Raw genomic sequence first — 26,775 nt, 5'->3', positions numbered from 1 at the left:
CATATTTTGGAGGCGACGATGAAGAAGATTCCCGTAGTGGCCGTGGTTGGCGCGACTGGCGCCGTTGGCAGAGAGATGCTCGATACGTTGGTTCGCCGGAATTTCCCCCATGCGGAAGTGCGGGCTCTTGCCTCTTCGCGCTCCGCGGGTACCAAAGTGGAATTCGGCGCGAAAAAACTGACGGTGCAGGAATTGACCGAAGATTCCTTTGTCGGCGTTGATCTGGCCCTTTTTTCCGCCGGCGGTTCCACGTCCGAAAAATTCGCGCCCTGCGCGGTCAAGGCCGGTTGCGTGGTGGTCGACAACTCCAGCGCCTGGCGCATGGACCCGGCCGTTCCCCTGGTCGTCCCCGAGGTCAACCCCGATGATCTCGCCTGGCACAAGGGCATCATCGCCAACCCCAATTGTTCGACCATCCAGATGGTCGTGGCCTTAAAACCGCTGCATGACGCCGCCCGCATCAAGCGCGTCGTGGTCTCCACCTATCAGGCTGTTTCCGGCACCGGCCAGAAGGCCATCGTCGAACTGGAAAATCAGGTGCGTCAGCTTTTCAACGGCCAGGAAGCCACCAATACGGTTTATCCGCACCGCATCGCCTTCAACTGCCTGCCCCAGATCGACGTCTTCCTGGACAACGAGTACACCAAGGAAGAGATGAAGATGGTCCTTGAGACCAAGAAGATCATGGGCGACGATTCCATTCGGGTCACCGCCACCGCCGTGCGCGTGCCGGTTTTCTACGGCCACAGCGAAAGCGTGAACATCGAGACCGAAAAGAAGCTCACCTCCAAGGAGGCCCGCGCCATCCTGTCTCAGGCTCCCGGCGTGCGCGTCCTCGATAATCCCGGCGAGAAGATCTATCCCATGCCCATTTTCGCCGCGGGCGAGGATGAGACCTTCGTGGGCCGCATCCGCGAGGACGAGAGCATCGAGAACGGCCTGAACATGTTCATCGTGGCCGACAATATCCGCAAGGGCGCGGCTCTGAACGCCGTCCAGATCGCGGAGGTGCTCCTGGAACGCGATCTTTTGCGCATTTCGTAAGTTCCTACACGTTTCTAGTTGTCCGCACGCCCCGAACCTAAAAACGGCTCGGGGCGTGTTTTGCGAGCGACGCGCAGCGGGGTGGCCCATGCCGTCATGGAGGGAAAGATGGTTGAAATCGGAAACGAGCAGCTCTTTTGGGAACGTTTGCAGGCTACCCCGCGCCCCGGCGAGGAGAATTTTCTGGCTTTCTACGATCATCGGCTGGGTGCGATTTTCACCAATCCGCGCCTCATGCTCATACCCCTCGATGACCACCTTGTGCACCGCGGCGACGGCGTTTTCGAGGCGCTGCGTTTTGAGGACGGAGCCATCTATCAGCTGGACGAGCATTTGCTGCGTCTGGAGCGTTCCGCCGGCGCTATTGAACTTGCCTTGCCGATCGGCACCGCCGAACTGGACGATCTGATCCGGCAGGTCTGCCTGGCCAGCGGCGCGAGCGAAGGCAACGTCATGGTCTTTGTGGGACGCGGCCCGGGCGGCTTCACCCTCGACACTCGTGAATGCCCGCAGTCGAGCCTGTACATCGCGGCCAAGCGTTTCGTCCGCAAGCCCGAATCCTTCTGGACTGTCGGGGTCAGCGCAGTGCGTACGCGCATTCCGGCCAAGCAGGGCTGGATGTCCCAGATCAAGAGCGTGAATTACCTGCCCAACGTGCTGATGAAAAAGGACGCCGTGGAGCAGGGCGCGGACTATCCGCTCTGCTTCGACGGGGACGGCTTTCTGGCCGAAGGCTCCACGGAGAACGCGGTGCTGGTGGACAGGGACGGGGTTTTCGTCGTGCCCGAGCTCAAGAACGCCCTCATGGGCACCACCCTGAAGCGGGCCATGAGCCTGGCCGAGGGTTTCATGCCGGTCGCCACCCGCCCCGTGCCCGAATCCGAGCTGTACGACTGCCGTGAAATCATTCTTCTTGGCACCAGCATCGACGCGGTGGGCGTGGTTCGCTACAATGGCCGTGTCGTGGGCGACGGCGTCCCCGGTCCTGTCGGCCTGCGCCTGCGCGGGTTGCTGGTGGAGGACCGCAAGGCCCACGGCCAGCGGCTGCTGCGGGCATGATACGTCAGGCGGCAGACCGGGAGATGGCGTCGCTTGCGGCTATAGGAGTGACGCATCTGGATCTTGGCTGCGAATTCAGGGGCGGACAACGGCAGGTCATCTATCTTGCCGGCGAACAGCACAAGGCCGGGGTAGAGGTGCGCGTGGCCGCGCCGCAAGGCGCACCCATTCTTGATGCCGCTCTTGAACTCGGGATAAAGATTGCGACGCTGCCTCGCAGACGTGATTATCATCCCCTCAATCTGCTCGCACTGCTCCGCATACTTCCTTCCTCGCCTACCATCCTGCACACTCACGACGCCCGCGCCGCCTCTCTTGGGGCCTTGGCGCACCTCTTCCGACGGGACCTGACCCTGATCCATACCCGGCGGGTGTCCTATGCTCTGGGCCAGGGATGGAGTCGCTGGAAATACCGGCTCGGAACCCTGGTGGTCTGTGTCAGCCGGGAGGTGGAGGATGTGGTTCGCGGAGCCGGAGTTCGCCGCACAGCGGTCATCCCCAGCGCCATCGTGCTTGATAGATACTCCCGCCGGGAACCCGGAAACTTCGGGCGGGTGGGCATCATCGGCGCTCTTTCCCCACAAAAGGGCCACGCCCAGTTTTTCAGGGCCCTCTCGCTGCTGGCACATGTGCCAAAGGTCTGGGTGGTCGGCGATGGGGCCTTGGAGGCGGACCTGAAGCGTCAGGCCGAAAACCTGGGCCTTTCAGAACACATCGCGTGGAAAGGGCGGGTCGAGAGTTCTCTCATTCTGCCCAGCCTTGACGTTCTGGTTGTGCCATCGGCTCATGGCGAGGGTTCAAGCGGGGTCATCAAGGAAGGATGGGCCGCGGGCGTGCCCGTGGTCTGTTCCGATCTTCCTGCCAACCTTGAGTTGGTTCGCGACGAGGTCAACGGGCTCGTCTTTTCCAACGGGGACCCTGCCTCCCTGGCGCGGCAACTTGATCGCCTGCGGGAAAATTCCGCCCTGGTCGAAAAGCTCGTTTCGGCAGGGATCCTTGATGTCGCGGCGTATGATGCATCCGGGATGCATGCGGCCTATCTTCGGGCCTATGCCTCGGCTCTTCCTGTTTAAGTCGTGCCGGATGCGCATGGTCTTCATGCTTCTTCTTTCGTGACCCTCCCTCAAATTCTCGTTTTTTATGCCGGGACCAGTGTGGCGATTCGTCGCAACCATTGGTCGCGCTTTGACAAATTCGCATAAGACGTTAGAGAAAAAGTTCGCAATCCTCGTTACTCTTTCTCCGGAGGTTCTTATGACCAAAGCAAGCAACAAAGACGAATGGTTTCTGCCTGAGGATCAGCGCAAGGCTCTGGCCTCCTATCTGAAGGATTTCAAGGAAGTGGTGCCCGTGCATCTGTTCGTTACGCCCGGGCAGAACGATGCCTACGCCGACTTCGCGCGCAATCTGATGAAGGATCTTGTTCGCCTAACCGACAAGGTCACCCTCAACCTGCATTCCGCAGATGAAAAGGCCAACGAAAAGTTTGGCGTGGAGCGGTTCCCGACGCTGCTCATCGCACCCGAAAAATATTCCATTCGTTTTACCGGCGCTCCGGCCGGTGAGGAAGGGCAGGCCTTTTTGCACGCCCTGATGATGGCCTCAACGGGCAACAGCTTCTTGTCCGCGCGCAGCAAGGAGCTGCTGCAGGAATTGGAGGAGCCCCGCCAGGTCAAGGTTTTTGTCAGCCCGACCTGTCCGTATTGCCCCGGGCAGTGCGTCAACGCCATCAAGGCGGCCATCGAGAAACCGCTTTTGGTCAGTGTCGAATGCGTCGAGACCGGGGAAAACCCGGAGTACGCGGAAGAGTACTCCGTGGGCTCCATCCCGCACACGGTTTATGACGACGAAAAGTTGTCCACCGTGGGCATGGAGTCGGAGCTGGCCTTTGTTCTGCAACTCGTGACGCTCAAGGCCGCCAAGGACATGGCGGAGGAAAGGAGCGGGAAAGACAGTGCAGATGCAAGCTATCATGACGTGGTCATTATCGGCTCCGGACCTGCGGGTCTTACGGCCGGAATATACGCCAAACGCGCAGGTCTTGACGCCGTGGTGCTGGAAAAAGGCATTGTCGGCGGCCTGGTCAGCATCACTCCGGAAGTGGAGAACTATCCCGGCTTCATCAACATCGGCGGCAAGATGCTCATGGACATGATCCACGAGCAGGCCAAACAGTACGTGGACGTCATCACCGGTCAGACCGTCGAGGAGATCAAGGTCGGCAGGAAACTGGAAGTTTTGACCCAGGATCTGGTATATGTGGCGGATGCCGTCATATATGCGGCGGGTGCGTCCTGGAAGAAGCTGGACGTGCCCGGCGAGGACCGCTTCATGAGCAAGGGTGTGTCCTTTTGCGCGTCGTGTGACGGATTCATGTTCAAGGGCAAAAAGGTCGCCGTGGTCGGCGGCGGAAACACCGCCCTGACCGACGCCCTGCACCTGAAGAATCTGGGTGTGGATGTATTCATCGTGCATCGCCGCGACAGTTTCCGGGCCGAACAGCATCTTGTCGATTCCGTGCTCAGGGAGGAGATTCCCGTGCATTGGAACAGCGTTGTCGAGGAGATCGGCGGAAAAGAGACGCTTACGTTCATAAGCGTCCGGCACGTCAAGACCGGTGAAACAGAGCGCATCCCCGTGGACGGAGTTTTTCTGGCCATCGGCATCGTGCCCAATGTCGAGGCCGTGTCTCATCTGGGCTTGGCACAGGAGCCGGGCGGCTATATCCGCGTCGACAGACTGGGCCGCACCAGCATCCCGCGCATCTATGCGGCCGGAGACATAACCGGCGGGGTGCAGCAGATCGTCACGGCTGTCAGCGAGGGCGCTTCGGCGGCCATGGCCGTTTTCGAGGATTTGACCAGACGCAAGACGGAAGCGGCGGCGCGCAAGGCATGAAAATGGCCCCGCAAGGGGCCAAAGCAGTCGCGCAACCTCAACTTTCCTGAGGAACCGAGGAAAGGTAGCGCAACCCGACGCCGAACTCGGCGTTTGAGTCAGGCAGGTTCTTTTTCCAGACGACTTTTGCGTAATAGCATGTTTTCGGGTTCTGATATTCTACCAGAGGGTCCAGGAGCGCGTCTTCCTCCAGAACTTCGATGAGCAGATTGGCGCCAAGCTTTGGAGGCGGGTAGTTCAATTCCAGGTACATGCCGGTGCTGCTGTAATTGATCATCCTGGCAAGCCGGCATTCTTCCTGTTCTCCGGTACAAAAGCGAATGATGGCCTCTTGTGGAATGCGATTTTTTTCGCGATTATCCCCTTTGTTTCTGACTCTCATGCGCACCTCGTTCTTGCTCCGGCATCAGGCTCTCTGTATCTGAACTACGTATTTCGCGTAGGTGTTAGCAAAATATATGCCGGGTAGTTTTGTGTTTTGGGCCCATCTGTTTAAGTACGATTACGGCGTGAATTATGCGCAGGATTAATAACCTGTTCCAGTTTTTCCGGATAATTTTCGGGTGGGGGATTTTTTCAGCGAAACAGGTGGTGGAATATAGCTGTTATAAATTTTGGAAGAGTAGTGATAAAAAATGCTGTCTTTTCAGATCGTCGCGGCGATGGCGGGGTTGTTTCCGGAAATTGTGGATTTTACGAGGAACGCTTTTGAAAGTGGAAGCGGATGCCTTCGGGTTGCACGGAGGCGACCTTGTCGCCGGGAAACTGGATGGCGCGGCCACAATTTTTGCGCATCCAGGCCGTGTCGAGGCGCAAAAGATGGCTCGCCAGGACCTGGCCCGGTCCCATGGAGTCAAGGATGGTTTTATAGAGGCGCAGGCGCTTTGCCTGGTGCACGTCGAGCAGTGCCGAAGCCAGAAGGAAATTCCGCATCGGAGCGGGCAGGAGGGGGAGCGCCTGGCTCCAGTACTCCTCGTCGATTTGGGCCAGGGTCCACAGCTGCATGGAGGTCTTGGCAAACGATGGGTTCTCGCGGCGCAGGAGCGGCAGGATGTCATGGCGAACCCTGTTGCGGGTGCGGTCCGGCGAGGCGTTGGACTGGTCTTCACACCAGCCTGTCCCGGTTTCTTCCAGAAAGCTGCGTAGTCCGTTTTTTTCCCAATCCAGCAGCGGCCGCAGCAGTCCGCGTTTCGGGTCCACGCCCGGCATTCCGCCCAGACCAGGCCAGCCCGTGCCGCGCAAGAGACGCATGACGATGTCTTCGGCCAGATCGTCGCCATGGTGCGCCGTGGTGATCCAATCCGCCTGATGCTCCTGCCGCACGGATTCCAAAAACGCATAGCGCGCCTGGCGTGCGCATTCTTCCAGACCGCGTCCCGACGCGGCCTGGAGCGAAGGGATGTCGAGGTGCGCCGCTTGGAAGGCAATGCTCAGACGGGAACAGACTTCCCGGGCATGCTCCAGTTCCCGGTCCGATTCGGGCCGCAGGCCGTGGTGGGCGTGGGCCGCGATGAGGGTCAGGTTCAGGGGCGCGCGCAACAGGTGTAGCAGATGCAACAGGGCGGTGGAGTCAAGACCGGCGGAATAGGCGACGACAAGGCGCGTGCCGCGCAGTTCGACCCCCAGGCTCTCCCTGCAAAAGCGTGGGATGCCAAGGCAGCGCCGGGCCAGGTGTCGAGGGATGTCCTGAAGTCGCATGACTTTGGGGATCAGAGGGGAATACTGAGGTCTGTGAGCAGGTTTTCCAGGTAGGAGATCATGTGCTCCTGTTGCGCGGGCGTTGCGTAGGCGATGCACGCGCAACGCAGGATGCGTTTGGCCCGGACCAGGAGTTCAAGCCGGACCCAGTCGCGGCCTGTTTCGACGGCCATGTAGAACGGGCCGCATTCAGGGGCGTGCTCCTGCTGCATGGGCGAGAGAAGTGCGGGCGGCAGGTTGAAGTGGTAAAGGTGCTCGATGCTCAAAAGCTCCTGCTCCTTGAGACGGCTTTCGAGCTTCTCCATGTCTTCCGGAGTGATTTCGTCGATGACAAAGGCGCGCATGGAATTCTCCGTTATTTGCTGCCGCTCGGGATTTTTCGGTCCAGATGGGCGTCTTCGGGGATGGCTTCCTCGTCCAGGTTGAACATCCGGCGGGCATTGTGGATGAAGCGCTGGGCCGAGCCCTCTTCCAGGGAGCGGCGCTTGAGGTAGCTGATGGGTTCGTGATAGATTTTATGGCACAGGGATTTGGCCAGTCGTTCCAGGATGGCGACCATCTGCGGGTCCGGATTGGGGCCGAGCTGCTTGATGGATTTCCTGAGCTCCTTGCGCGCGATGCATTCGCCCTGATCCAGCAGCGCAACGATGGTTGGCTGCAACTCCAGGCCGTCCCGCCAGCGCATGAAGGCTCCGACCTCCTCGGCGACGATGCCTCTGGCCTTCTGCGCTTCCTGCTGCCTTCCGGCCAGGTTTTCCTCGACCACTTCTTTGAGGTCGTCGATATCGTACAGATAGACGTTGTCGAGGCCGTTGATGTCGGGGTCGATGTCGCGGGGCACGGCGATGTCGATGAAGAAGATCGCCCTGTGGCGGCGCTTGCGCAGCACCTCCTTCATGTCCTTGGCACGGATGATGGCCGTGGGCGAGCCCGTGGAGCTGATGACGATGTCCGTTTCAAGCAGCGCCTGAGGCAGCTCTTCGAAGGGCATGGCGCGTCCTTTGAACTGCTTGGCCAGCTCCTCGCCCTTGGCCAGGGTGCGGTTGACCACGGTGATGTCGCGCACGCCGGCGGAAAGCAGATGCGTCGCCGCCAGCTCGGCCATCTCTCCGGCGCCGATCAAGAGGGCGCGGTGGTTGGTCAGGTCGGTGAAGATCTTGCGTGCCAGTTCCACGGCCGCATAGCTGATGGACACGGCGCTGGAGGCGATGGCCGTCTCGGTGCGGACCCTTTTGGCCACGGAAAAGGCCTTGTGCAGCAAACGGTTGACGATGACCTTGGCCACGCCTTTTTCCACGGCGTTCCGGTAGGCCGTCTTGAGCTGGCCCAGGATCTGGGGCTCGCCCAGGATCATGGAGTCGAGGCTTGAGGCTACGGTGAAGAGGTGGTTCACGGCATCAAGGCCTACGTGGCAGTAGGTGTGGTTTTCCAGATCGCTTTTGGGCTGCCCGCATTGGTCGGCCCAAAAGCGCAGGATTTTTGCGCGCATGTCGGTGTCGCTGGATCCGACAACCAAAAATTCGACGCGGTTGCAGGTCGAAAGGATCATGACTTCGCTCACGGCTCCGGCGTCGCTGACCAGCCCGGCGGCGGCAGGGTCGCAATCGGCCAGGGCGAAGCGTTCCCTGACATCGACACCAGCAGTCTTGTGATTCAAACCAACGAGATAGATTTCCTGATTCATGGATATGTGATGTCTAAAGATTACTGTCTAAAGCTGTGGTGTGACGGCAACAGGAAGTTGACCCCGACCAGGGACACAAGACAAAGTATGAAAAGGATTATGGCCGTCCGGGCCGGTTTGCGGCCCCGCCAGCCCAGGACCATGCGCTGGTGGAAAAGCAGGGCGAAAAGAGCCCAGATCACGATGGTGATCAGTTCCTTCGGATCCCAGCTGATGACCTTCTTCCAGGTGAAGGACGCCCACAGGAAACCGGCCAGCACGCTTATGGAGTACAGGGGAAATCCGATGCTCACGGCCCAGTGATTGGCCCTGTCGAAGGTTTCCAGGGAGGGCAGCTCCTTGGAGAATCCGGGCAGCTTGGCTTTGGTCTTGATCAGCCGTTCCAGATGCAGATAGGCCACCCCGGCGCCAAAGGCCATGGCGATGAGCGCCAGCGAAACGAAGATGGTGCCGACGTGCAGGCTGAACCACAGCGCGCTGAAGTGTTCGGGCACGGCCAGGACCTGGGTGCGCACCGCCAGGGACGAGGAAAAGAGGATCAGCGCCAAGGGCGCGGTGATCATGGACAGAAAATCGTGTTTGAGGCGCCACCACAGCACAAAAAAGATGAGCACGAAAAACCAGGCTAGGAGGCTCATGTAGAACTGGCCGTGCTGCAGGTTGGCGGCTCCCAGTTCCTGAAAACGCAAGGCCAGGTCCACGGTATGCAGCCCAAAGGCCGCTGCCGATGTCCAGGCCGCGATGCGTTTCAGGAACGCGCGGCGCAGGACCAGCCCGAGGGGGTACGAGACCGATCCGGTCAGGTAGAGCAGTGCTATGATCAGTTCAAAAAGTCGGGAAGCAGTCATCACACCATTCTCCGATTCGTGTGTGCAGGTCAGTGGGTAGCACGCGCCGGAGCAGTTCCAGGCAGGCGTGCCGATCGTCGTTTTTGATCAGGTCCGGCAGGGAAGAGGCGGCCAGCCTGCGGAAGATCTCCCTGTTTTCATCACTGCCGCGCCCCATGGCCAGCAGCGCGGTCCTGATGTCGGCCAGAAGACGGGTCATGGCCTCGTACTCCGGTCCGTATCGCTTCTCCAGATCCTGGCGGATGACCCGGGCCAGGGCCGGACTGGCACCGCTGGTGGAAATGGAGATGGTCAGGTCGCCGCGGGTGATGCTGGCGGGGAGCACGAAAGTGCCAAGCTCCGGGGCATCGGTCATGTTGCACAGAATCCCCCGCTGCGCGCAGGCCCTGCCGATGGCGGCGTTCACCTCGCGGTCGGAGGTGCAGGCAAAGACAATCCGCGCCCGGTCAAGGTCCTTTTCGGCAAAGGGCCGCTGTTCATACGAGAAGTTGTCCTGCCTTGCAAGAAGCTCGGTCAGCTCACGGCTTGGCGGCGCGGGGTCGATGGCTGTGACCAGCGCGGCTCTGCATTGCAGCAGCCCCTGGATCTTGCGCAGGCCGACTTCGCCCGCGCCGATGACCAGGCAATGCATGTCGGTCAGGTCCAAAAGCAGAGGATAATAACGCATGAGTGCCGTCTAGCAGAGCAGGTCCCACTTGTCCAAGACGTCCGCCCCGGTCAGCCCGGTTTGATTCGGTAAGGGCTGGACCGAAGCGGTCCGGTCTGATCCGAACAGGCGAGACGGTCTGAAAATCCGGGGAGTTCTGGACTTTTACAGCTTTTTGCCAGATGAAGGGCCATGAATTCCGGCGATTCCGATATGCGCGGCCAGTCCGTTCCCAAGTATCTGGTCATTCAGCTGGCGAGGTTTGGCGACCTGCTCCAGACAAAACGTCTGCTGCGATCCCTGCAGCTGGGCGGCGAGGTGCATTTGCTGGTGGACAGCTCCCTCAAAGCCCTGGCCCACATCGTTTATCCGGGGACTCAGGTACACGGCATCGCCGCCCACGGTACGCATGGCCCCGATATTCTGGCGCAGGTACATGAAGATCTGGGCGGCGTCATGGAACTTGATTTCCACCGCGTCTACAATCTCAATTTTTCCGGGCCGAGTTTCGCACTGGCCGGGATGTTTTCATGTTCCGCGGTTCGCGGATACCGCTGGCATCATGGGCAGCGACTCGTGGACTCCTGGCCCGACCAGGTCATGCGCTGGACCAGGGCGCGGGCGTTGACCGGCCTCAATCTGATTGACGTCTGGGGGCTCTACGCCGAGCAGCCGGTCCTTCCGGAACTGGTCAATCCCGATGCGGCTCCGCGCGGCGGCGGGATAGGGGTGGTCATGGCGGGGCAGAATGCGCGCAGATCCCTTCCTGCCGGGATGCTGGCCCCCCTTGTCCAGGCCGCTTTCGGCCGTGTCGGGCGCGGTCCCGTCTACCTGCTTGGCTCCGGAGGGGAGCGGCGGGCCGCCAAGGAGCTTGCCGCCCTGTTGCCCGCGACGCTCCGGGGAGAGGTTCGCGACCTGGTCGGCCGTACCGGCTGGCAGGAGCTCCACGACACCGTGAGCGGACTCGATCTGCTCGTCTCCCCGGACACCGGAACCATGCATCTGGCTGCCCACCTGGGCGTGCCGGTGCTGGCGTTTTTTCTTTCTTCGGCCTGGTGTCACGAGACCGGGCCTTATGGCCGGGGGCATCTGGTGCTGCAGGCCACGCAAGAGTGCGCGCCCTGTCTGGAAACCGCCTCCTGTCCGCACGGGATCTCCTGTCGCCGGGTTTTTGGCGATCCGTCCGTGTTGCGCCATGTCAGCGGCCACACGACCCGGGAGCTTGCTCCCGGATGCGCGATCATGGCGAGCGGCTTCGACGAGTTGGGCCTGATTTTTACCGCTGTCGCCGGATTGGACCCCGCAGCCGCGCGGCGCAGGGCTTTCAGGGCCATGGCCGCCGCCTATGCCGGGGTGCGCATGCCGGACAGCGCGGAACTCTTGCCGGAGGAGAACTGGATGCGGGAGCGGGACTGGATGCTGCCCCAAACACTGCGAGGAAGGGCCCATGACTGAGACTCGGCGAATTCTGGTTGTGCTGCCCATGTACGGCGGCTCCCTGCCCATTGGACGCTATTGCGGCAATGCCCTGCGGGAGCTTGGGCATGTGGTGGAATATTTCGAGGCCCCGGATTTTTTTGGAGCCTTTTCGGCGCTGAAGACCTTGCGCGTGGGCACGGACCGCCTTGATTATCTGGAGAACAGCTTCCTGCAGGTCGTGTCCCAGGCTATCCTGGCCAAGGTCGAGGCCTTTGGTCCGGATCTGGTCCTGGCCATGGCCCAGGCGCCCCTGTCGCGGCAGGCACTGAAGCGCCTGCGACGCGACAAGGTGCCCACGGCCATGTGGTTCGTGGAGGACCGCGAGGTTTTTCCGTATTGGAAGGCCTTTGCGCCCTTCTACGACCTGTTCGCGGTCATCCAGAAAGGTGATTTCGCGCAGCAGCTCGCGGCCCTGGGACAGCCCAATTCCTTCTACCTTCCTTTGGCCGCCGACCCGGGAGTGCATCGCCCCCTCGAACTCTCCGCCGTGGAGCGGCGCAAGTACGGCAGCGAGATATCCTTTGTGGGCGCGGGCTATCCCAATCGCAGACTGGCTTTCCGGCAACTGACCGGGCATGCCTTGCGCATCTGGGGCAATGACTGGGACGGGGAGACGACCCTTGCTCCCTATCTGCAACGGGAAGGGGCACGCATAGATACCGATGAGGTGGTGCGCATCTTCAACGCCACGACCATCAACGTGAACCTGCATTCCTCCGTCAGGCCGGGCGTATTGGTCGGGGACGGGGATTTCGTCAACCCGCGCACCTTTGAGCTCGCGGCCTGCGGAGCGTTTCAGTTGGTGGACCGGCGGGCACTTTTGTCCGAACTTTTCGCCGATGGCGAGCTGGCCCTATTTTCCGACATGGCCGAGTTGCGGCAAAGCATCGAATTTTACCTGGCCCACCCCGAGGCCCGGTCCGAGGTCGCGGCCAGGGGGCAGGCCAGGGTTCTGGCCGAGCACACCTACGCGCACCGCATGCAAACCCTTTTGCAGCACGCCTCGGCGTTCATGCAGGTCAAGGAAATCCAGCCCGAGGATTGGCGTGCTCAGATCGCGCCGCACCTGCGCGCGGAAGTGGAAGCCCTTCTGGCGCGCTTGAGCCTTGCGCCCACGGTGAGTTTCGAGGATCTGGTCTGGGCCGTGCGTAGCCGGGAAGGCCGTCTTGATCGTCTGGAAACCGCCATCCTCTTTCTTGATGAATGGAAAAAACTGTACGCTGGCCCACGGCCGGGGAAATAACCACGAAAAATTGGCTTGAAACTCGCGGCGCCCGCGAGTAGTCAAGCCATTGCCAATAATTGACCAGGAGTTCTCATGTACAAGCCGTCCATCGGCCTTTCTCTTGAAGGCCTGCCCTTTATCTTCTTTACCGCCATCGCCACCTTGACCTTCGCGCTGCTCGACTGCTGGTTCATGGCGACTGTCCTGCTTGTGGCCCTTTTCCTTGTGCTCAATTTCTTCCGCGACCCGGAACGCGTGGTCCCGCAGGAACAGGGCGTGGCCGTGTCTCCGGCCGACGGAAAGGTCATCAAGGTCGAGACCATGCGTGACCCCATGACCGGCGAGGACCGTACGGCGATCTGCGTGTTCATGAACGTCTTCAACGTGCACGTGAACCGCATGCCCGTGGCCGGCCGCATCGCTCGCATTTCCTACTTTGGCGGAAAATTTCTGAACGCATCCTTCGACAAGGCCTCCACCGACAACGAGCGCAACTCGCTCCTGATCGAAGACGGTGACGGCCGGTCCTGGACCATGGTCCAGATCGCCGGGCTCATCGCGCGGCGCATCATCTGCTGGGGCGAGGAGGGCGACTCTCTGGTCCGGGGTCAGCGTTTCGGACTAATCAAGTTCGGATCAAGAGTTGACCTTTACCTTCCTGCAGAGTATGAACCAATAGTTCGAATTGGTGACAAGGTTTTTGCCGGGCAGTCGATTTTGGCCCGCAAAAAATAAAAAAGAGCTTTTTTCAGGACCGTTTATGGAACATTTGAAGCCCAAGCATCGGGGATACTATCTGCTCCCCAACATGATGACCATGGCCAGTTTGCTGGCCGGGTTCATGGGTATTCTGTGGTCCATCGACGGTCGTTTCGAGATGGCGGCCGTGGCCATCATCGTCAGTTGCGTCTTCGACGGACTGGATGGAAAGCTGGCGCGACTGACCAATTCGGCCTCGGATTTCGGAGTTCAGCTGGACTCTCTGGTCGATCTGATCGCTTTTGGCGTCGGTCCGGCCGTCATGATTCACCAGTGGAATACTTTTGAATTCGGTCGGTTGGGCATCATGGCCTCCTTTTTGGTCATGGCTTGCGGGGCGCTCAGGCTGGCCCGCTTCAACATCCAGACGGGCAAGATCAGCAAGAAGTTCTTCATCGGTCTGCCCATTCCGGCTGCGGCCTGCACCCTCGCGACCTTTGTTCTCTTTTCTTCCTACATTCCCGAAACCATGACCGAACTGGTGCCCGGCATTACGCTGGGACTGGCTTTTCTGGTTTCCATTCTGATGGTCAGCAATGTCCGCTACGCCTCCTTCAAGGATGCCGAAGTCATTCGCGCGCACCGTTTCAGCGCCACGGTCACGGCATTGCTTGTCTTCGTGCTCGTCGCTTCCGAACCAAAGCTTCTGAGCTTTGTGTTTTTCATTGGTTACATTATTTCCGGTCTCATCTACACCTACTTCTTTTTGCCCCTACGCGGGAAATCCTTCCTACGAGAGTCTTCTCACAAGATCTCGTAAAGGAAACACGTAACCCCCTCAGCATCGTTTGCAGGAAACGGCCATCCCGGCGTACAGTCAGCCAGGATCAGCTGCGATTTTTTATAAAAATAATCGATTATACATCATCCACCAGAAGGAGTGCATCATGTCAGAACGAATTTTCATTTTCGACACAACCTTGCGTGATGGCGAACAGTCACCCGGCGCAACCATGAACCGTGACGAAAAGGTGCGCCTGGCCCGGCAGCTTGAAATACTCGGCGTCGACATCATCGAGGCCGGTTTCCCGGCGGCCAGCCAGGGCGACTTCGAGGCCGTGCGCGACATCGCCCTGGCCGTGCAGAACTGTCAGGTGGCCGGGCTTTGCCGGGCGCTGCCCAGCGACATCGATCGCGCCTGGGAGGCGGTCAAAGGCAACCCCCAGGCCCGTATCCACACCTTTCTGGCCACCTCGGACATTCATATGAAGTACAAGCTGCGCAAGGAGCGGCACGAGGTTCTGGACATGGCCGAGGCTGCCGTCAAATACGCTGTGTCCAAGACCTCCAACGTGGAGTTTTCCGCCGAGGACGCCTCCCGTTCCGACTGGCCCTTTCTGGCGCAGGTCTTCGAGCGGGTCATCGCGGCCGGGGCCACGACCATCAATGTCCCGGACACAGTCGGCTACACCCAGCCGCAGGAATTTGCCGAACTGCTCAAATATCTGATTGAAAACGTGAAGGGCAGCCACAAGGCCGTTTTTTCCGTGCACTGCCACAACGATCTGGGGCTGGCCACGGCCAATACGCTGGCCGCGCTCAAGGCCGGTGCGCGTCAGGCCGAGGTGACTTTGAGCGGCATCGGCGAGCGGGCGGGCAACGCGGCTCTGGAAGAGGTGGTCATGTCCATGGACGTGCGCAAGGATTTCTACCAGTTGACTACGAATATCAAAAAAGAGCAGATTTTCCCCTCCACCAGGCTCTTGTCTTTGATCATCGGTCAGCCTATACCTCCTTACAAATCGATTATCGGTGCTAATGCCTTTGCCCACGAATCCGGCATCCATCAGGACGGGGTGCTCAAGAATCGTCAGACCTATGAAATCATGACGCCCGAGTCCGTGGGACGGCAGGAAGAGGACATGGTTCTGGGCAAGCATTCCGGCCGCGCCGCCTTCGACAAGCGATTGAAAGACCTCGGCTACCGCCTGGACGAGGAACAACTCGGCATTGTGTTCACGGCCATGAAAAAACTGGCCGACCGCAAGAAGGAGATTTTCGTCGAAGACCTGGAAGCCGTGGTCCTCGACGAGATCTTCCGCCTTCCCGACAAGTACCGCCTGGAATATCTGAGCGCCTTGAGCGGCAACATGGCCATCCCCAACGCGGTGGTCAAAATGTATGTGGACGGCGAGGAACGCATTCTTTCGGATTTCGGGACAGGCCCCATCGATGCCGTGTTCAACACCATCGGCAAGGTCGTGGGGCGTAGCCCCAAACTGATCCGGTATGCGGTCAACGCCATAACCGGCGGCACCGACGCCCAAGGCGAGGTGACCGTTAAGATAGAAGAGAACGGAAAAACCTCGGTGGGCCGCGCATCCGACGCGGACATCATCGTGGCCAGCGCCAAGGCGTATCTGAACGCCCTGAACCGCTTGGCCAAAAGACAGGAGGACAGCATATGCGCCAGACTTTAGCACAGAAAATATTGCAGAGGCATACGGACCAGCCCATCACCGCGGACGGACAGATTGTCCAGTGCCGCGTTTCCATGGTGCTGGCCAACGATATAACCGCGCCGCTCGCCATCAAGTCCATCCGGGGCATGGGCGTGAAGCAGGTCTTCGACAAGGACAAGGTGGCCCTTGTCTGCGACCATTTCACCCCCAACAAGGACATCGACTCGGCCGAGCAGGTCAAGGTCGTGCGCGACTTTGCCCGCGAGATGGACATCACCCACTATTACGAAGGCGGGAATGTCGGTGTCGAGCACGCCATCCTGCCCGAATACGGGTTGGTCGGACCCGGCGACATCGTGGTCGGCGCGGACAGCCACACCTGCACCTACGGGGGGCTCGGCGCCTTCGCCACGGGCCTCGGCAGTACGGACATCGCCGCAGCCATGGCCCTGGGCGAGACCTGGTTCAAGGTGCCGGAGACCATCCGTGTCAACTTCACGGGCAAGCTGCCCGAACATGTCGGCGGCAAGGATCTTGTTCTTTTCACCATCGGTCAGACCGGCGTGGCCGGGGCCCTGTACAAGGCCCTGGAGTTCGGTGGCGAGATCATTGAGGGGCTCTCCGTGGAAGCGCGCATGACCATGGCCAACATGGCCATCGAGGCCGGGGGCAAGGCCGGGCTTTTCGCTGCCGACGAAAAGACCCTGGCCTATTGCCAGGCTCACGGCCGCATGGGCGACAGCCCCATCGCCGCCGACGAGGGCGCGCATTACTGGAAGGAGATGACCTTCGACGTGTCCTCCTTCTCGCCTCAGATCGCCTGTCCGCACCTGCCGGACAATGTGCGGCCGGTGGAAGAGGTTTCCGACGTGCGCGTGGATCAGGTCGTGCTTGGCTCCTGCACCAACGGTCGCATCAGCGACCTGCGCGAGGCCGCCAAAATCATCAAGGGCCGCAAGGTGGCCAAAGGCGTGCGCTTCATCGTCATCCCCGCCTCGCCCGGCGCGTATTCGATGGCTCTGGACGAAGGTTTGCTGCGCATTTTTCTCGACGCGGGGGCGATCATCAGCCCGCCCACCTGCGGACCGTGCCTGGGCGGACACATGGGCATTCTGGCCGGCGGCGAGCGCTGCCTAGCCACGACCAACCGCAATTTCAAGGGACGCATGGGCAGCCTGCAGTCCGAAGTCTACCTGGCCAACCCTGCGGTGGCGGCGGCCACGGCCGTGACCGGGTTCATCACCCATCCGGCCAAACTTGGTTAAAGGAGAGAAGTCATGACATTCAAAGGTAAAACCCACGTTGTGGGCGACAATATTGATACCGATGCCATCATCCCGGCCCGGTTTCTGGTCACGGCCGACACGGCCGAGCTTGGCAAGAACTGTTTCGAAGGGCTTGAGCCCGGCTGGGTCAAGCGCGTAACGAAGGGCGACATCCTTGTCGCGGGCGACAATTTCGGCTGCGGCTCCTCGCGCGAACACGCGCCCCTGGCCATTCTGGGCGCGGGCATTCCCGTGGTTCTGGCCCGCAGCTACGCCCGCATATTTTACCGCAACTCGTTCAACATGGGCCTCTTGCTGCTGGAACTGGGCGACGACATTGAGCGCATCAAGGAAGGAAACGAACTTGAGATCGACGTGGCCGCAGGCACGATCAAGAACCTGACCACCGGCGAGACCATCGGGTTCATCCCCGTGGCCCCGTTCATGATGGAAATGCTCTCCGGCGGCGGTCTGGTGGAGTACGTCAAGCGCAAGGTGGCGCAATAGCAGGCCGCCCAAAAACGGCGATCTGCTGCGTCAGCGAAAAAAGCCAGACCGCTTATGTATGCGCATGACTGCGCGTCCTAGCTTTTTCCGCTTCCTTGCATCTCACCATTTTTGAACGGCCTGCGAATTTTGAATTTTTCAACAGTCAGATAGACCCATTCGGCACGCCCTACCAGCGAGCCCCGGGCTTCCCCCCACCCCAATGAATGGGGTGCAGGGGGCGCGCCCCCTGCCCGCCGAAGGCATGCTTATATATAGGAGTTTGCAATGAACATGAAAATCTGCCTCATGCCCGGCGACGGCATAGGCCCTGAGATAGTGACCCAGGCCGTGAAGGTGCTGGAGAAGGTGGCGGCAAAGTTCGGCCACACAGTTGAAACCGAGAGCGCGCTCATCGGCGGTGCGGCCATCGACGCCGTGGGCAACCCGTTGCCCGAGGCGACTGTGGCCGCCTGCAAGGCGGCGGACGCGGTGCTGCTGGGCGCGGTGGGCGGCCCCAAATGGGACACCATCGATCCGGCCATCCGCCCCGAAAAGGGGCTGCTCGGCATCCGCAAGGCCCTGGGCCTTTTTTCCAACCTGCGTCCGGCCGTGCTCTTTCCGGAGCTGGCGGCGGCGGCGTATCTGCGTCCGGACATCATCGGGCAGGGCCTTGACATCATGGTCGTGCGCGAACTGACCGGCGGCGCCTATTTCGGCGAGCCGCGCGGCGAGACCGTGGTGAATGGCGAGCGGGCGGCCTTCAATACCATGATCTACTCCGAGTCCGAGATCGAGCGCATCGTGCGCGTGGCCTGCGAGATTGCCCGCAAGCGCGGAAAGAAGCTGTGCTCCGTGGACAAGGCCAACGTGCTCGACGTGTCGCGGCTGTGGCGAGAGGTGGCCATTCGCACGGCGGCCGAGTATCCGGACGTGGAACTGTCGCACATGTACGTGGACAACGCGGCCATGCAGCTCATCCGCGACCCTTCGCAGTTTGACGTCATCGTGACCGAGAACCTTTTCGGCGACATCCTCTCCGATGAGGCCTCCATCATCACCGGTTCCATCGGCATGTTGCCCTCGGCCTCCATGGGTTCCGGCGGACCGGCCCTGTTCGAGCCCATCCACGGCTCGGCTCCGGACATCGCGGGCCGTGACATCGCCAACCCCTTGGCGACCATCCTGTCCGTGTCCATGATGCTGCGCTTCGCCTTTGGCCTGGAGGCCGAGGCCGAGTCCATCGACGCGGCGGTCAAGAGCGTGCTGGCCCAGGGTTTTCGCACCGGCGACATCTTCGTGGGCGAGGGCAAAAAAGTCGGCTGTTCGGAAATGGGCGCGTTGGTGCTGGGCGCGATCTGAACTTTCGGGCTGCGCCCTGTTGTGCAACGCCTTGAAATATGGAAATGTCGGGCAGGTCATGCATGGCCTGCCCATTTTTTTTGCAAGGAGTTTGAAGGTGATCGAAGAGCTGTTGGCGGAGAACGGATTTGTACCGGATATTGACGACGATGCTTTTGGCGAGGCGTACGAGCGTTGTCCGGCTGTGCAAAAATCGGTGATCAAGAACGCGGTGAGTTTTGCCTATGCCCTGGCTCAGAATGGGACCGAGCCGGTATCGCAGATCCGGCGGTTTGGTCACGTGGAGCATTCCCTGCGGTGCGAGCCGCTGCAGTGGGCCTTTTTCGCGGTGGACGTGCGCCGTTTTCCCTTGCCGGCTTTTTTTTCGGCCATAGTGCAGGCTCTGGTGGCCAAGGCGCAGGGCCTGGTCGTGCATGTCAGCGGGCCAGTGACCGACCCGCTTTTGTTCGGGTGCGATTTTTTGTCCGCGCACCAGGTCTTTCGTTCCGATCCGCAGCCCATGGTCAATCTTCTTGCTGGCAGCGGCCCCGGGATATGCGTCGATCTGGCCGGATTGAACCTTGAGTATTCCCGCATGCTGCGCCCTGATCCGGCAGGATACGGGGTGGAGCTGCGTCTGCCCGACAGTCCATATGCGCAGGCCTACAAGGTCGTCACCGCCGAGGTCGCGACCACGGGCCGCCCCTACATCAGCTATGGCGGCGAGCCCGAAAGCGCGCCCGTGGTCATGGCCGAGCGTCTGCTTGGATGCTGGGTCTGGGACGTGATCTGTCCCGACACGTTCCGCCAGTACACGTCCTCCTACTCCTAACCCGACTCAACTGAACTCATGAAAAAACACGACATCGATTCCTCCACGCGCAATATCGGCATCATCGCCCACATCGACGCCGGCAAGACCACCCTGACCGAGCGCCTGCTTTTTTACGCGCACAAGATCCACAAGCTCGGCGAAGTCCACGACGGCAACGCGACCATGGACTATCTTGAGGAAGAGCAGAAGCGCGGCATCACCATTACCTCGGCCTGCACGTCCATCGCCTGGAATGACAGCCAGATCAACATCATCGACACTCCCGGTCACGTGGATTTCAACGTCGAGGTGGAACGCTCCCTGCGGGTTTGCGACGGCGCGGTGGTGGTCTTCTGCGGGGTCAACGGCATCGAGTCCCAGAGCGAGACGGTGTGGCGGCAGGCAGGCAAATATGGCTTGCCCAGGCTCGTTTTCGTCAACAAGACCGACCGCCCCGGTGCTGATTATTGGCGGGTGGTCTCGGATATCCAGGCCCGTCTTGCGGTCAGGCCGCTGCCTGTGACTGTTCCTTCCGCGTGCTTGGACGGCGCGGTACTGCACCTCCTGCGCGGCAAGACTCTGGTCTTTGACGCAAGCGATCAGGGCGCCACGGTGCATGAGCATGAACCACAGGACCGGGACCGCGAAGTCCTGCAGGCCCGGCGGAAGGAATTGATAGAAGCCGCAGCTGATTTCGACGACCTGATCATGGAGCGCTATCTGGCCGATGAAGCCATCGACGAAGCTGAGTTGCGGGCCGCCCTGCGCAAGGCGACCCTGACGGGGCAGGCCGTGCCGGTCTATTGCGGCAGCGCGCTCAAGAATATCGGCGTGCAGCCGCTCATGAACGGGGTCGTGCATTTTCTGCCGTCTCCGGTGGAGTCGCACTCCCACGCCCATGTGCTGCAGCGCATGGAAGCGGAGAACGTGCGTGCGGACCAGTTTGTGGGCTTTGTGTTCAAGGTGCTTTTCGAGGGTGCGCACAAGAAGATCTTCATGCGCGTCTACAACGGCCGCATCGGCGAGAACAGCGCGGTCTACAACTCACGGCTGGAGCGCTTCGAGAAGATCCACAAGCTTTACACGGTCCACGCCAACCGGCACGAACCCATCCCCGAGGCCAGGGCCGGAGAGATTGTCCTGGCCACGGGCCTCAAGGAATGCATCACCGGAGACACTCTTTTTTCCGGAAAAGCCTCTCTGCGCCTGGAGAACATCGACATCATCCAGCCGGTGCTGAACGTGGCCCTGGTGCCGGGCAGCGCCAGCGACACGGACAAACTTCAAGCGTTGCTTCAAAGATATTGCATCGAAGATCCGACCCTGCAATCCTTCACGGACGAGGACACGGACCAGCTCATCGTGGCGGGCCTGGGCGAATTGCATTTGGAGGTGGTACTGGAGCGGCTGCGCCGCGAGAGCGGGGTGAGTTTTCGTTACGGGAATCCGCAGGTCATTTTTCGTGAGACCATTGCCGCCGATGCGACGGGCGAGGGGAGCTGCCGTAAGCTCATCGGTGATCAGCAGCACCGCGCCCTGGTCCGGGTCACGGTGCGTCCGGCACCGCGAGGTCAGGGCAACCGCTGCGTGACCACGCTCCCTGCCACGAACCATGCGGATATCGCGCTCAAGGCCATGGAAGACGCGCTGCAGGCCGGGATGCTTCAGGGCTGTCTGGTTTCTGATGTGGAGGCGACCTTGCTTGAGATCGCTCCGTTTGAGGATGGTCTGACGGATCTGGGAGTCCGCATGGCCGCGTTGGATGCCATGAAATCGGCCCTTGTCAAGGCCTCGCCGGTTTTGCTTGAGCCGATCATGGACGTTGAGCTGCGCATGCCCCCGGAATATGTCGGTGACTGCGTCAACCTTCTGGGGGCCAAGAATGCCCGCATCCTGGACGTACGCGCCTCGGATTTCGAATCCGGCATCACGGCCACGGCGCCCATGCGCCAGCTTTTCGGTTTTTCCACGGAGCTCAGGTCGCGAACCAAGGGCAAGGCGTTCTATTCGCTGGTTTTCAGCCGCTATGATGTGGTAGGGTAAGGGCTCGGGTTTTTGGCTTCGATGTGCGGCTTCAAATACGAAATGGCATGATCTGGACCTTTTGGTCCATACGGGCCGTTTTCAAACCGCAAGCAGCCGCAGATACAAATCCCCCCGCCATGGTCCGAGCCGTCTGCCCATGCCTTTCAGGCGGATGGGCCTGCCGACCACGAAGTCCGGAGGCAGGGTTACGTCTATGGTGCGGGGTTCGGCGTTGAAGCGGTGCCGGATCTGGACCCGCAGGGTGGTGCCGGGGATGAGGTTGAAAGCGGGCATGCGCACGGTCTGGCGGTCGTCGAGCTGGCTGGCGGCCCAGTCCTTCACGCTCTGCACGAGGCCCTTGCCGAGATCTATGCTTACGCCTCGCTCTCCCCATTTGAGGTCCAGTTTTTTCGTCGTGACAGGCTTGGAGATGGCCCCTTCCGGCTGGACGCCGCGCTTGAGCTTGCTGAAAATGTCCTCGAAGACCTGCTTGGCGAAGGGGTCATTCAATATGTCCCGCAGCACCTCCTCCTGTTTGGCGGAAAATCCGCCTGCAGGTTTGCCGCCGCGCTTGACCCTGGCTTCTTCCTCCTGGCGGATGGTTTCGGCATTGAATCGCCGATTGTCCGTGGAGGAGGTCTCCAGGTTTTTCTTGAGCAGCACGTAAGCTTCGTTCAGGCGGCTGAAGCGCTGGGCGGCGCGGGCATCTCCGGCATTTAAGTCCGGATGGTACTTGAAGGCCAGTTTGCGGTAGCTGGCTTTGATCTCGTCAAGGGACGCGCCGGGCGAGACTTCCAGCAGGGAATAGCATTCGGACAGGCGCATCAGATTTTTTCCGTCAGATCCGCGATGCGCAGGGCGTTTGCTTCATCTTCGCGGCCCGTTTTGGTCAGTCCGTTATCCACCAGATAGGAGATGCCCTGGCGCGCGAACTCGGCGTGTCCGCATTCTGGTCTGATGCCCGGGCAGTACTCCTGGGCCAGTTCCCAGCTTACGGGGTCGACCAGGTTGCCACGGAAAAAGGGCCAGGCGCGGCATACGTCCGGTTTGGCCGGGTGCACGGTGCAGGCGGTCTTGGGGTCGAAAAAGACGCAGTAGCCGTTTTCGCCGCAACGCAGGACCAGTTTTTTTCCCTGCGCCTCGGTGTAGCGGGCGCAAAATTCATCGACCGCCATGTTCAGGTATGCGGCCAGTCTTTCGCGTTCCGGGGCCGAGGCGACGATGCCTCCCTGGCCCTGGCAGCAGTGGCCGCACATGCGGCAGTCAAATACGGATTCGGTCATTGTCACCTCGTGCTTGGGCCCGACTTGAACCACAAGGCGCGGAGTTTGGCAAGGGCTCCAGCCGCGGGGTCGAACGTCCCCGGGAGGATTGCGCGTGGCCCCCAGCCCTCCTGCAAACCCTTGACCTTACGCCCGGGCAAACGCTAGCACTTCGCCATCCCACCATCATCCAAGGAAAGCTTATGAACACCCGCCTGAACAAGAACGAGGCCCGATACGTCTGGGATATGAACGACGTCTTCACTCTCGGGGGGCTCGCCCACCAGCGTCGCATGGAAATGCATCCCGAGGGGATCGTCACATATATTGTCGACCGTAATATCAATTACACCAATGTCTGCGTTTCCGCCTGCAAATTCTGCGCGTTTTTCAAGGGCCCGGGCGAGGAGGGCGGTTATGTCCTGTCCACGGAGGAGATTCTGTCCAAGGTGCAAGAGACCGTTGACCTCGGCGGATATCAGATTCTGCTGCAGGGCGGGATGAATCCGGACCTGCCCCTAGGCTATTACACGGATCTGCTGCGCACGTTGAAGAGCCATTTTCCGGGTGTTGCCGTGCACGGGTTTTCACCCTCGGAGGTCTGGTATCTGAGCGAAAAAGAGTCCCGGCCCGTGGCCGACATCCTGATCGATCTGCGCCGGGCGGGGCTTGATTCCATGCCTGGCGGCGGGGCCGAGATACTCAACGACGAGGTCAGGACCCGCGTCTCCCCGCGCAAATGTACGGCGGATCAGTGGATTTCCGTCATGGAGACGGCTCACGGCCTGGACATGCGCACCACCGCGACCATGATGCTCGGTCAGGGCGAAACTTTCGCGCAGCGCATGGAACACCTCGACCGGCTGCGCGACCTGCAGGATCGCACTGGCGGTTTCACGGCCTTCATCCCCTGGACCTTCCAGCCCCGTAACACGCGCATGGTCATGCCCGAAGCCTCGTCTCACGAGTATCTCAAATTTCTGGCCCTGTGTCGCCTGTATCTGGACAACATTGGCAACATCCAGGCCTCCTGGGTCACCCAGGGTCCCATGGTCGGGCAGTTGGCCCTCTTTTGGGGCGCCAATGATTTCGGCTCGACCATGCTTGAGGAAAATGTCGTCGCGGCCACGGGCGTGCATTTCCTGCTGCCCGAATCCCAGCTGCGCTCCCTGGTCGAGCGCGCGGGATTCACGCCCCGGCGGCGGAGCATGGACTACACCCTGCGCGAGGAGGCCGTATGAGTTTTGTCTCCCTTGAACACATGCCCCTGGCCGAGACCCAGGACCGAATCTCCCGACTGCGTACGCACATGGGCGAACTCTGCCCCGAAGCATCGGGCATGCTAGTTTTTTCACGATTGGCCATTTACCACCTGAGCGGAGTCTGGGCCAGTGGGGTGCTGTGGGTGCCCGCCTGCGGCGAGCCCGTGCTGCTGTGCCGCAAGGGCGTGGAGCGCGCGCGTCTCGATTCGCCCCTTGAACGCATCCTGGAGTTCAAGTCGTATTCGCAGCTGCCCGCTCTGCTGCGTGAAGCCGATGCGCCTCTGGGCGACACGGCCGCGGTGGAGATGACGGGCCTTTCCTGGTCCATGGGCGAGCTTTTGCGCTCGAAGCTCCCCGGCGTGAATCTGGTGCCCGGCGACACCGCCCTGGCCTGGACCCGCGCCGTCAAGACCGAGTGGGAGCTGGCCAAGCTGCGTCTGGCCGGCATGCGTCACGACCAGGCATTGAACGACACCCTGCCGGACCTCATCCGCCCCGGCATGACCGAGCGAGAGATCGCCCTGGCCGTGTGGGACGCTTTTTACCGGCACGGTCACCAGGGCATGATGCGCATGCAGAACGCGGGCGAGGAGATATTTCTCGGCCACATCTCGGCCGGAGATTCCGCCAACTACCCCAGCGTGTTCAACGGACCATTGGGCCTGCGCGGGGCCCATCCGGTGCTGCCTTTCCTGGGCTACGCCGGAAAGGTCTGGCAGCGCGGTGAGCCCCTGGCCCTTGATTGTGGGTTTTGTCTTGAGGGCTACCACACGGACAAGACCCAGATCTACTGGGCCGATGAATCCGTGATTCCCGAGGAGGCTGACCGCGCCCAGGATTTCTGCCTGCAGATCCAGGAACATCTGAGCAGCCGTCTGGTGCCCGGCGCCATCCCGGCGGAACTGTACCGCGACTGCATCAAGATCGTGCTCGCCAACGACATGGGCGAGGGGTTCATGGGCCTGGGCCGCAACAAGGTCGGGTTCCTGGGGCACGGCATCGGTCTGGCCATCGACGAGTGGCCGGTCATCGCCCCCACCTTCGACCGCCCCCTGCAGGAGAACATGGTTTTGGCCCTGGAGCCCAAGATCGGCATCGCTGGCTTGGGCATGGTCGGCGTGGAAAATACCTTCGTGGTTACCCCCAAAGGCGGCGAGTGCCTGACCGGCGAGCGGTTTGGTCCGACTTTTCCAAGCTAGCGCCTGTGGCGGATGTTTTTATGATGTGCTACGTCATTTACTAAGGCATTTTTCGGAACCATGTACGAGGATTCATGACACAAAAACGCAAGCTCTGGCTTATCGACGCAGGTTATCTTTTCAACGCAAGGCATAGCGTGCGTAGCGGCTATGAATTCAGCTACTTGCGGCTGCGAAACTATCTGGAGCAGGACGGACTGATCTGGCGGGCCTATTATCTCAATTCCACGCCCAATCCGCCTTCGGACGGGCAGGACAATTTTCACCGTTGGCTGCGCAGCGGGCCGCCCTTCGGCCCCAAGATCATCACCAAGTTTTACACGCTCAAGCAGCAACGCGCGGACAAGGCCTATTGCGAGGAGTGCGGGCAGAAGGTATCCTTGCGCTGCCAGAATCAGCACGGAGATTTCACGCACCGGGTTTTCAACGAGATCCAGAAGGGCGTGGACGTGGCCATCGCCACCTTGTCGCTCATTCACCAGCGCAACTACGAGACCCTGATGCTGTCCTCCGGCGATTCGGATTTGCTCGACGCCGTGGAGCACCTTTCGGAACAGGGCAAGAGCATCGAACTGGTGGTGTTCAGGGACGGCGTCTCTTCGGAGCTGCAGTGCCGGGCCGACCGCATTTACTGGATCAACGATTTCGCGTCCGAAGTGGACAATTCCTTCCGTGATGCGGTAGGAGAGGGTGACAACCCCTGAGGGCCGAGGCCCGGGGATGGAGGATTATATGAACCAGTCTGCTTCCGAGTATTCTCTGGGTGAAGAGATCGCCAACAGCATCACCCATGCCATCGCCGCCGGGATGTCCATCGCCGCCCTGGTGGTGCTCATCGCCCGGGCCGTGTCCCAGGGCGACGCCTGGCACGTGGTCAGTTTTTCCATTTTCGGCGCTACGCTCATTCTGCTTTATATGGCGTCGACCCTTTATCATGCCATCCCCTTGCCGCGGGCCAAGCGCATTCTGAAAACCCTGGACCACAGCGCCATTTTCCTGCTCATCGCCGGCACCTATACGCCGTTCATGCTGGTCAATCTGCGCGAGACCGTGGGCTGGACCGTTTTCGGCGTGGTCTGGCTGCTGGCCGTGGCCGGGATCGTGCTCAAGTGCTGCTTCGTGTACCGCTTCAAGCGCCTGTCCCTGACCATTTATCTTGGCATGGGATGGCTGTGCGTGCTCATCGGGCGCGACATGTACGCCACCCTGTCCGGCACGAGTTTGCTTTTACTGGCTCTGGGCGGCCTGGCCTACACCCTGGGCGTCGTTTTCTACGTGTGGAAGCGTCTGCCCTACAATCACGCCATCTGGCATCTCTTTGTCATCGCGGGCAGTACCATGCATTTCTTCTCGGTGCTGCACACTCTGCCCTCATAGCC

General features: G+C 60.7%; 26 protein-coding genes. 18 read left to right on the top strand and 8 right to left on the bottom strand.

Annotation, left to right across the window (positions count from 1 at the left end):
* Nucleotides 1–18 precede the first annotated feature (18 nt).
* The 4 genes from DBAC_RS08810 (at nucleotide 19) to DBAC_RS08795 (ending at nucleotide 5,001) form a co-directional block, all read left to right on the top strand.
* On the top strand, nucleotides 19–1,044 hold the full coding sequence (locus tag DBAC_RS08810; RefSeq protein WP_015773939.1) for an aspartate-semialdehyde dehydrogenase: 1,026 nt from the start codon (nucleotides 19–21) through the stop codon (nucleotides 1,042–1,044).
* A gap of 108 nt (nucleotides 1,045–1,152) precedes the next feature.
* Nucleotides 1,153–2,103 (top strand): aminotransferase class IV, encoded by a 951-nt coding sequence (locus tag DBAC_RS08805; protein ID WP_015773938.1) that lies wholly within the window; start codon nucleotides 1,153–1,155, stop codon nucleotides 2,101–2,103.
* On the top strand, nucleotides 2,100–3,176 hold the full coding sequence (locus DBAC_RS08800; RefSeq protein WP_015773937.1) for a glycosyltransferase family 4 protein: 1,077 nt from the start codon (nucleotides 2,100–2,102) through the stop codon (nucleotides 3,174–3,176). Before DBAC_RS08805 ends, DBAC_RS08800 begins: the two co-directional genes overlap by 4 nt.
* A 181-nt stretch (nucleotides 3,177–3,357) precedes the next feature.
* Nucleotides 3,358–5,001: an FAD-dependent oxidoreductase gene (locus tag DBAC_RS08795; RefSeq protein ID WP_015773936.1), complete on the top strand. Its 1,644-nt coding sequence runs from the start codon at nucleotides 3,358–3,360 to the stop codon at nucleotides 4,999–5,001.
* 37 nt (nucleotides 5,002–5,038) lie between these two features.
* Here the strand turns inward: DBAC_RS08795 and DBAC_RS08790 are convergent, their stop codons facing one another.
* The 6 genes from DBAC_RS08790 to DBAC_RS08765 all read right to left on the bottom strand — a co-directional run bounded on the left by DBAC_RS08790 (nucleotide 5,039) and on the right by DBAC_RS08765 (nucleotide 9,898).
* Complete coding sequence (locus DBAC_RS08790) at nucleotides 5,039–5,383, bottom strand: PilZ domain-containing protein (RefSeq protein WP_015773935.1); 345 nt, start codon at nucleotides 5,381–5,383, stop codon at nucleotides 5,039–5,041.
* Between the two features lie 311 nt (nucleotides 5,384–5,694).
* Complete coding sequence (gene tilS / locus DBAC_RS08785; protein ID WP_015773934.1) at nucleotides 5,695–6,699, bottom strand: tRNA lysidine(34) synthetase TilS; 1,005 nt, start codon at nucleotides 6,697–6,699, stop codon at nucleotides 5,695–5,697.
* A gap of 11 nt (nucleotides 6,700–6,710) precedes the next feature.
* Nucleotides 6,711–7,043: a hypothetical protein gene (locus DBAC_RS08780; RefSeq protein WP_015773933.1), complete on the bottom strand. Its 333-nt coding sequence runs from the start codon at nucleotides 7,041–7,043 to the stop codon at nucleotides 6,711–6,713.
* A gap of 11 nt (nucleotides 7,044–7,054) precedes the next feature.
* The gene (gene hemA, locus DBAC_RS08775) at nucleotides 7,055–8,383 is read right to left on the bottom strand and encodes a glutamyl-tRNA reductase (RefSeq protein ID WP_015773932.1); all 1,329 of its coding nucleotides are present in this window, start codon (nucleotides 8,381–8,383) and stop codon (nucleotides 7,055–7,057) included.
* 20 nt (nucleotides 8,384–8,403) lie between these two features.
* The gene (locus DBAC_RS08770; protein WP_015773931.1) at nucleotides 8,404–9,231 is read right to left on the bottom strand and encodes a cytochrome C assembly family protein; all 828 of its coding nucleotides are present in this window, start codon (nucleotides 9,229–9,231) and stop codon (nucleotides 8,404–8,406) included.
* Complete coding sequence (locus tag DBAC_RS08765) at nucleotides 9,209–9,898, bottom strand: precorrin-2 dehydrogenase/sirohydrochlorin ferrochelatase family protein (RefSeq protein WP_015773930.1); 690 nt, start codon at nucleotides 9,896–9,898, stop codon at nucleotides 9,209–9,211. Before DBAC_RS08765 ends, DBAC_RS08770 begins: the two co-directional genes overlap by 23 nt.
* 171 nt (nucleotides 9,899–10,069) lie before the next feature.
* Between DBAC_RS08765 and DBAC_RS08760 the strand changes: the two genes are divergently transcribed.
* From DBAC_RS08760 to DBAC_RS08715, 10 genes are all read left to right on the top strand, one after another.
* The gene (locus DBAC_RS08760) at nucleotides 10,070–11,332 is read left to right on the top strand and encodes a glycosyltransferase family 9 protein (protein ID WP_015773929.1); all 1,263 of its coding nucleotides are present in this window, start codon (nucleotides 10,070–10,072) and stop codon (nucleotides 11,330–11,332) included.
* A complete protein-coding gene (locus DBAC_RS08755; protein ID WP_015773928.1) occupies nucleotides 11,325–12,599 on the top strand; it encodes a CgeB family protein in 1,275 nt (424 codons plus the stop codon). Before DBAC_RS08760 ends, DBAC_RS08755 begins: the two co-directional genes overlap by 8 nt.
* 75 nt (nucleotides 12,600–12,674) lie before the next feature.
* Nucleotides 12,675–13,316 carry a phosphatidylserine decarboxylase family protein gene (locus tag DBAC_RS08750; RefSeq protein ID WP_015773927.1) on the top strand — a complete coding sequence of 214 codons (642 nt, stop codon included), beginning with the start codon at nucleotides 12,675–12,677 and terminating at the stop codon, nucleotides 13,314–13,316.
* Between the two features lie 25 nt (nucleotides 13,317–13,341).
* Complete coding sequence (gene pssA / locus DBAC_RS08745; RefSeq protein WP_015773926.1) at nucleotides 13,342–14,100, top strand: CDP-diacylglycerol--serine O-phosphatidyltransferase; 759 nt, start codon at nucleotides 13,342–13,344, stop codon at nucleotides 14,098–14,100.
* 127 nt (nucleotides 14,101–14,227) lie between these two features.
* Entirely contained in the window at nucleotides 14,228–15,760 is a 1,533-nt protein-coding gene (locus DBAC_RS08740) for a 2-isopropylmalate synthase (RefSeq protein WP_015773925.1), read from the top strand.
* The gene (gene leuC / locus DBAC_RS08735; RefSeq protein ID WP_015773924.1) at nucleotides 15,745–17,007 is read left to right on the top strand and encodes a 3-isopropylmalate dehydratase large subunit; all 1,263 of its coding nucleotides are present in this window, start codon (nucleotides 15,745–15,747) and stop codon (nucleotides 17,005–17,007) included. Before DBAC_RS08740 ends, leuC begins: the two co-directional genes overlap by 16 nt.
* A gap of 12 nt (nucleotides 17,008–17,019) precedes the next feature.
* Nucleotides 17,020–17,514: a 3-isopropylmalate dehydratase small subunit gene (locus DBAC_RS08730; protein WP_015773923.1), complete on the top strand. Its 495-nt coding sequence runs from the start codon at nucleotides 17,020–17,022 to the stop codon at nucleotides 17,512–17,514.
* Nucleotides 17,515–17,781: 267 nt separating this feature from the next.
* Nucleotides 17,782–18,855, top strand: coding sequence for a 3-isopropylmalate dehydrogenase (gene leuB, locus DBAC_RS08725; protein ID WP_015773922.1), 1,074 nt, complete (start codon nucleotides 17,782–17,784; stop codon nucleotides 18,853–18,855).
* A 97-nt stretch (nucleotides 18,856–18,952) separates the two neighbouring features.
* Nucleotides 18,953–19,666, top strand: coding sequence for a hypothetical protein (locus tag DBAC_RS08720; RefSeq protein WP_015773921.1), 714 nt, complete (start codon nucleotides 18,953–18,955; stop codon nucleotides 19,664–19,666).
* An 18-nt stretch (nucleotides 19,667–19,684) separates the two neighbouring features.
* Entirely contained in the window at nucleotides 19,685–21,691 is a 2,007-nt protein-coding gene (locus DBAC_RS08715; protein WP_015773920.1) for an elongation factor G, read from the top strand.
* Nucleotides 21,692–21,772: 81 nt separating this feature from the next.
* Here DBAC_RS08715 and DBAC_RS08710 read toward each other — a convergent pair whose 3' ends face one another.
* Together DBAC_RS08710 and DBAC_RS08705 are read right to left on the bottom strand one after the other, a co-directional pair.
* On the bottom strand, nucleotides 21,773–22,498 hold the full coding sequence (locus DBAC_RS08710) for a J domain-containing protein (RefSeq protein ID WP_015773919.1): 726 nt from the start codon (nucleotides 22,496–22,498) through the stop codon (nucleotides 21,773–21,775).
* Nucleotides 22,498–22,956 carry a YkgJ family cysteine cluster protein gene (locus DBAC_RS08705; protein ID WP_015773918.1) on the bottom strand — a complete coding sequence of 153 codons (459 nt, stop codon included), beginning with the start codon at nucleotides 22,954–22,956 and terminating at the stop codon, nucleotides 22,498–22,500. The genes DBAC_RS08710 and DBAC_RS08705 overlap by 1 nt, the downstream gene beginning before the upstream one ends.
* Nucleotides 22,957–23,138: 182 nt before the next feature.
* On the opposite strand from DBAC_RS08705, the gene mqnC reads away from it, so the two are divergent.
* From mqnC to trhA, 4 genes are all read left to right on the top strand, one after another.
* Nucleotides 23,139–24,176, top strand: a complete 1,038-nt coding sequence (gene mqnC / locus DBAC_RS08700) for a cyclic dehypoxanthinyl futalosine synthase (protein WP_015773917.1) — start codon at nucleotides 23,139–23,141, stop codon at nucleotides 24,174–24,176.
* The gene (locus DBAC_RS08695; RefSeq protein ID WP_015773916.1) at nucleotides 24,173–25,396 is read left to right on the top strand and encodes a M24 family metallopeptidase; all 1,224 of its coding nucleotides are present in this window, start codon (nucleotides 24,173–24,175) and stop codon (nucleotides 25,394–25,396) included. Before mqnC ends, DBAC_RS08695 begins: the two co-directional genes overlap by 4 nt.
* 74 nt (nucleotides 25,397–25,470) lie before the next feature.
* The gene (locus DBAC_RS08690; protein WP_015773915.1) at nucleotides 25,471–26,100 is read left to right on the top strand and encodes an NYN domain-containing protein; all 630 of its coding nucleotides are present in this window, start codon (nucleotides 25,471–25,473) and stop codon (nucleotides 26,098–26,100) included.
* Between the two features lie 28 nt (nucleotides 26,101–26,128).
* A complete protein-coding gene (gene trhA / locus DBAC_RS08685; RefSeq protein WP_015773914.1) occupies nucleotides 26,129–26,773 on the top strand; it encodes a PAQR family membrane homeostasis protein TrhA in 645 nt (214 codons plus the stop codon).
* Nucleotides 26,774–26,775: the final 2 nt, after the last annotated feature.

Origin of the sequence: Desulfomicrobium baculatum DSM 4028, from assembly GCF_000023225.1 — a bacterium.
Lineage (GTDB): Bacteria > Desulfobacterota > Desulfovibrionia > Desulfovibrionales > Desulfomicrobiaceae > Desulfomicrobium > Desulfomicrobium baculatum.
The sequence above is the reverse complement of the archived record's forward strand: the minus strand, read 5'-3'. Positions and strand labels throughout refer to the sequence as shown.